This window comes from Arthrobacter sp. CAL618 (assembly GCF_000468215.1).
Taxonomy (GTDB): Bacteria; Actinomycetota; Actinomycetes; order Actinomycetales; family Micrococcaceae; genus Arthrobacter_D.
Genome location: NZ_ASZW01000249.1, coordinates 1 through 4,775, shown reverse-complemented (window position 1 = coordinate 4,775; position 4,775 = coordinate 1). Strand labels below are relative to the sequence as shown.

Genomic DNA, 4,775 nt, shown 5'->3' with positions numbered 1-4,775 from the left:
CGAAGAGGTTGCTGCCGGAGCAGCCAGGGGTGGCGCCCGCCCAAGGAAGGACGGGCGCCGGGTTGTTACTGCCCTGCGATCTTCTCTTCGATGTTGCTGACCATGGTGGTCCAGGCAGCCTCAGGGTCGCTGCTGCCCTTGATCAGGGCGAGCTCGGTTGCTCCCCAGTCAGCCCAGACGGCCTGCATTTCTGGCAGCGCTGGCATAGGCACACCATTGGCTCCGATCTCGCCGAATGCTGCAACGATCGGATCCGAGGACGCCTTGTCGAAGCTGGCGTTGAGGGCCGGTGGGCGCCCCCCAACGGCGTACATCGCGTCCTGTGCTTCCTCGGTGCTGAGATAGTTGACGGCAAACTCATTCGCCGCGAGCGCGTTGGCGCTCTTCGAGGAAATGAAGAATCCGTTGACACCGATGAAAGGCTGCGCGTCTTCCTCCCCGACGGTGGGAAGGTTGTCGACAGCGATGTTCAACCCTGCGGCCTGGGCATCGGGCACGTTCCAGGGACCGGTCAGGAAGTAGGGCGACTCGCCCGCGTTGAATTTCTCCTTCGCGATATCGCCGGTGATGTTCGAGTTGATGATCTTCGACCCTTCGTCACCCCATTCGACGAGCTTCTTCGCGAACTCGACGCCGTTGGGCTCGCCCAGCAGCAGTTCGTCCGCGTTGTAGCTGCCATCGTCGTTCTGGCCGAAGACGGGGACCCCCATCGAGGTCTGCAGCGGGTACAGGTGATACGGATCGCCCTGCTTGGGATCCATGCCCACCAGGAAGGGGTATTCCGCGTCGCCCGCGGCGACGGCGGCCTCGCCGTTCGCGATGACCTCGTCAAAGGTGGTTGCTGCCTCGGGCGCCAGGTCGATGTTGCGCAGCAGCGCAATGTTCTCCAGCGCGTAGGGGACGCCGTAGACGCTGCCGTCGTAGGTCATCGCCTGGATGGCGGATTCCTGGAACTCCGCCGCTTTGTCGCCAAGCTCCACCGGCGCCACCACGCCGTTCTGAACGAAAGTGCCCAACCAGTCATGTGGACCCACGATCAGGTCTGGACCCTTGCCGGTGGGCACCTGGGTGATGAAGTCATCACGTACTGCGGCGAAGTCCTTGACCGCGAGTTTCACTTCGATCCCAGTGTCCTCTTTAAAGGAAGCGGTGATCTCCTCAAGGGCGGGTGCACGCTCCGCGTCAACCCACATGGTGAGCGTCGTGGCGCCCCCCTCTGAGAGGTTTTCCGCGGCGGGGGTGCTGCTGGTGCCGGCTGACTCGGATGCTCCTCCGCCACAGGCGGTGAGGGCCAGGACTGAAACGGACAGTAGTCCGGTGAATAGGGTGTGCCGACGCATCGGCTGGGTGGATCGCACCTTCATTGGTGTACCTTTCGTGAACGTCATCGGTCAGTGCCCGGCCATCGGAGCGGTACGTCCGCTCACCGGGAAACGTCTATGCCACAACCCGCCCGATCGGGCAGATCGTGATAAGAGTCACAACTGTAAACGCTTGCACAAAATATTCCAACTGTCAGAAAAAACTGGTTGAGAATCCGCCCTCAAACCGGCATGCGGCAAGCTAGCCCAGGGCAAGCGCTTCCACTTTTAGTTGATTTGCGGTCTAAGATAGTCGGCATGCCTGAGATTGTTCCCGTCCTGAGCGGCGATCACCTGTCCTCGCCTGCCTCCTTCCACGACCCATTGCACGCCGCGTGGGGGGATGCCGAGTGGTGGCGCTCATCTGTCATCTACCAGGTCTACCCGCGCTCGTTCCGGGACTCGAACGGCGATGGTACGGGGGACCTTCCTGGTGTCCTGGCCGAATTGGACCATTTGGCAGAGCTCAGCGTCGACGCTGTTTGGCTATCCCCGTTCTACCCCTCTCCCCACCGCGACGGCGGCTACGATGTCGCAGACTATTGCGATGTCGACCCGATGTTTGGCACGCTAGCCGACTTTGACGCCCTTGTTGCAGGGGCGGACCGCCTTGGGATTCGGATTATCGTCGACCTCGTACCCAACCATTGCTCAAGTGAGCACGCGCTGTTTCAGGCCGCGCTGGCTGCTCCCGAGGGTTCGCCTGAGCGGTCCATGTTCATTTTCAGTGATGGCCGGGGCGCCGGCGGCGACGAGCCCCCCAACAACTGGCAGTCCCATTTCGGCGGCCCTGCGTGGACGCGCGTTACTGCTCCTGATGGCTCCCCTGGCCAGTGGTATCTTCACCTGTTCGATTCCTCCCAGCCCGACTTCAATTGGGACAACCCAGCCGTGCGGGAGGAGTTCGAGCGAGTCCTCCGTTTCTGGCTTGATCGCGGGGTGTCCGGGTTCCGCGTGGACGTAGCGCACGCCCTCATCAAGGCCAAAGGCCTGCCGGACTGGGGCGGCCGTGCCGACGGCGGATCCACGGAGGGCTTCCCTGGTTCGGATGCGCCCATGTTCGGGCAGGAGGAGGTCCATGCAATTTATCGTCGGTGGCGTGGCATCCTCGACGAATACGACGGAGACCGAATCCTTTGTGCCGAGGCGTCGATCGACCCCCTGCCCCGCCTGACCGACTGGGTGCGCCCGGACGAGATGCACCAGGCCTTCAACTTCGCATACCTTCATCATCCCTGGGACGCGCATTCCCTCCGCCATGTGATCTCGACTTCGCTGACCGCTTTCGACGCAGTCGACGCGCCCACCACCTGGGTGTTGAGCAATCACGACGTCGTCCGGCACGCAAGCCGCTTCGGCCTCCCCGAGGGCGCTCCCCGTGGTGGTGACGGAATCGGCAGGTTCGACGCGCAGCCCGACACCGCAATAGGACTGGCCCGGGCCCGGGCTGCTTCCCTCGCGATGTTCGCCCTGCCGGGAGGCATTTATCTTTACCAGGGCGAGGAACTTGGCCTGCCCGACCACACTGCAATGCCTGACGATGCTCGCAAGGACCCGACCTTCGGCCGAACCGAAGGGGAGCGACTCGGCCGAGACGGCTGCCGGGTTCCGTTGCCGTGGCTCGCCGATACGCCCACGTTTGGTTTTGCGGCGAACCACAGCGGCGCACCCCATGAGGCGCCGACCCCCTGGTTGCCACAACCAGAGGGGTGGTCTGGCTACGCCCGCGACCGTCAGACGGAGGATCCTTCCTCAACGCTGTCCCTGTATCGGACCGCCCTCCAGCTTCGACGGGATTTGCGGCTCGGTGCCGGATCCCTGAGCTGGTCCCGCGAGTACGAAACGACCGACGCCGTTGCGTTCCTCAACGGCGAAGTGCTGGTGGTTCTCAACATGGGTGAATTCGCCATCCCGCTTCCGCCGGGCGCTATCATCGTCTCCAGCACGCCGGAAGAAATGGAAGCGGGGGAAACCCGAATGCTCCCACCCAATGCTTGCGTCTGGCTGATCCACTCCACGGATAGCGCTTTCGTGGCGACTCCGGAATGATCGAAGGAGGCACAGTCCAGCCGGAGTGCACCGCATGAATTTTGGGAGGGAGACCATGGCCGGCATCAAGGATGTCGCCCAGCTCGCCGGGGTCTCCACCGCGACCGTATCCCGAGCGCTCAGCGGCAAGGGGCAGGTATCGGAGCGAAGCCGGGCGCGGGTTCTGCGGGCCGCAAAGGAACTGGGCTTCGTGGTGAGTTCGACTGCGTCCTCGCTAGCCTCGGGCCGTCACCGCAATGTGGGAGTCGTCGTGCCGTCGGTCGCCCGTTGGTACTATTCCCAGATCGTCGACAGCGTCGCGGCATCGTTGCTCGAGGCTGGGTATGACCTCACGCTTTATAACCTGAACGAGAACGCCGACCACCGCGACCGCGTCCTCACCGACTTTCTTCTCCGCCAGCGGTGTGATGGGGTGATCCCCGTTTCGCTTGAACTTCGCCGCGACGAACTGGATCAGCTCCTCGCCGTAGGAAAGCCAGTAGTCGGCATTGGCGGGCCGCTTCCCGGGGCGGAGACCTTCAGCGTCGATGATGGTGAAATCGCCCGACTCGCCACAGAGCATCTCATCAGCCTTGGGCATCGGCGAATTGCCCACCTCGGTGGTGCCGATGCATTTGAAAATGATTTCCGGATTTCCGGCACCCGTCGGAACGGGTATGAGTCGGCCATGAGGAACGCAAACCTGGACGTCCTTGACTCCTGGCGCGTCGACGCCGACTTCACCATTCAGGGCGGTCTAGCACAGGCGAAACAGCTCCTGGGCTATCCTCGCGATACTCCTTCGGCGGTCTTCTGCGCGTCAGACGAGATGGCGATAGGCACCATCCTCGCGGCACGGGAGCTGGGACTTCGCGTCCCCGAAGACATTTCAGTGATAGGGATTGATGGGCATGAACTCGGGGAAGCTCTCGGGCTGACCACAGTGGCCCAATTCCCGCGGGAACAGGGGCAGCGCGCCGTCGAGCGCCTCCTGGCGATTCTGCAGGACCCGGCAGCCTATTCTTCTACCAATCACGTCGCTCGAACAGCGCTCATTATCCGATCAAGTACAGCCGCGCCGGCAGTGTAGCTCGTACCGCGGTCACGGGCGCCACACGACCATCGCCTGACTCCGCGGCCGGGGGCGCTGACCGCGGGAGAGGGTAACGACGTCGCCTGCGAGTCCGGCGGCAAACACCCTGCTTGAGTCAGGCTGACGACGGCGGGACGCCAGTTCGTCGGTCAGCTCCTGAACCCGGTATTGCAGGGCGGCGACCTGATTTTCGAGCTGCAGGATCCGTCGGATACCTTCCAGCGACACCCCCTCCTGGGAAAGCCGCTGTACCTCGCGGAGAGTGGTCACGTCCCGCTGCGAGTAGCGGCGGG

At 63.3% G+C, this 4,775-nt stretch carries 4 protein-coding genes; 2 read left to right on the top strand and 2 right to left on the bottom strand.

Going from position 1 to position 4,775, the window contains the following annotated elements; genetic code table 11:
* Positions 1–65: 65 nt before the first annotated feature.
* Complete coding sequence (locus K728_RS0115025) at positions 66–1,364, bottom strand: sugar ABC transporter substrate-binding protein (protein ID WP_024477188.1); 1,299 nt, start codon at positions 1,362–1,364, stop codon at positions 66–68.
* A 255-nt stretch (positions 1,365–1,619) separates the two neighbouring features.
* On the opposite strand from K728_RS0115025, the gene K728_RS0115020 reads away from it, so the two are divergent.
* Together K728_RS0115020 and K728_RS0115015 are read left to right on the top strand one after the other, a co-directional pair.
* Positions 1,620–3,410 carry a glycoside hydrolase family 13 protein gene (locus K728_RS0115020; RefSeq protein WP_035748277.1) on the top strand — a complete coding sequence of 597 codons (1,791 nt, stop codon included), beginning with the start codon at positions 1,620–1,622 and terminating at the stop codon, positions 3,408–3,410.
* 55 nt (positions 3,411–3,465) lie between these two features.
* Positions 3,466–4,479, top strand: a complete 1,014-nt coding sequence (locus K728_RS0115015; RefSeq protein WP_024477186.1) for a LacI family DNA-binding transcriptional regulator — start codon at positions 3,466–3,468, stop codon at positions 4,477–4,479.
* Positions 4,480–4,491: 12 nt separating this feature from the next.
* On the opposite strand, the gene K728_RS0115010 is transcribed toward K728_RS0115015, so the two are convergent.
* The coding region (locus K728_RS0115010; RefSeq protein WP_024477185.1) for a MerR family transcriptional regulator at positions 4,492–4,775 on the bottom strand (284 nt) is incomplete at its 5' end.

Excerpts from the sequence above, each read along its gene's own strand:
- K728_RS0115020 (WP_035748277.1), top strand. The coding sequence starts at position 1,620 with ATGCCTGAGATTGTTCCCGTCCTGAGCGGCGATCACCTGTCCTCGCCT.
- K728_RS0115015 (WP_024477186.1), top strand. The coding sequence starts at position 3,466 with ATGGCCGGCATCAAGGATGTCGCCCAGCTCGCCGGGGTCTCCACCGCG.
- K728_RS0115025 (WP_024477188.1), bottom strand. The coding sequence starts at position 1,364 with ATGAAGGTGCGATCCACCCAGCCGATGCGTCGGCACACCCTATTCACC.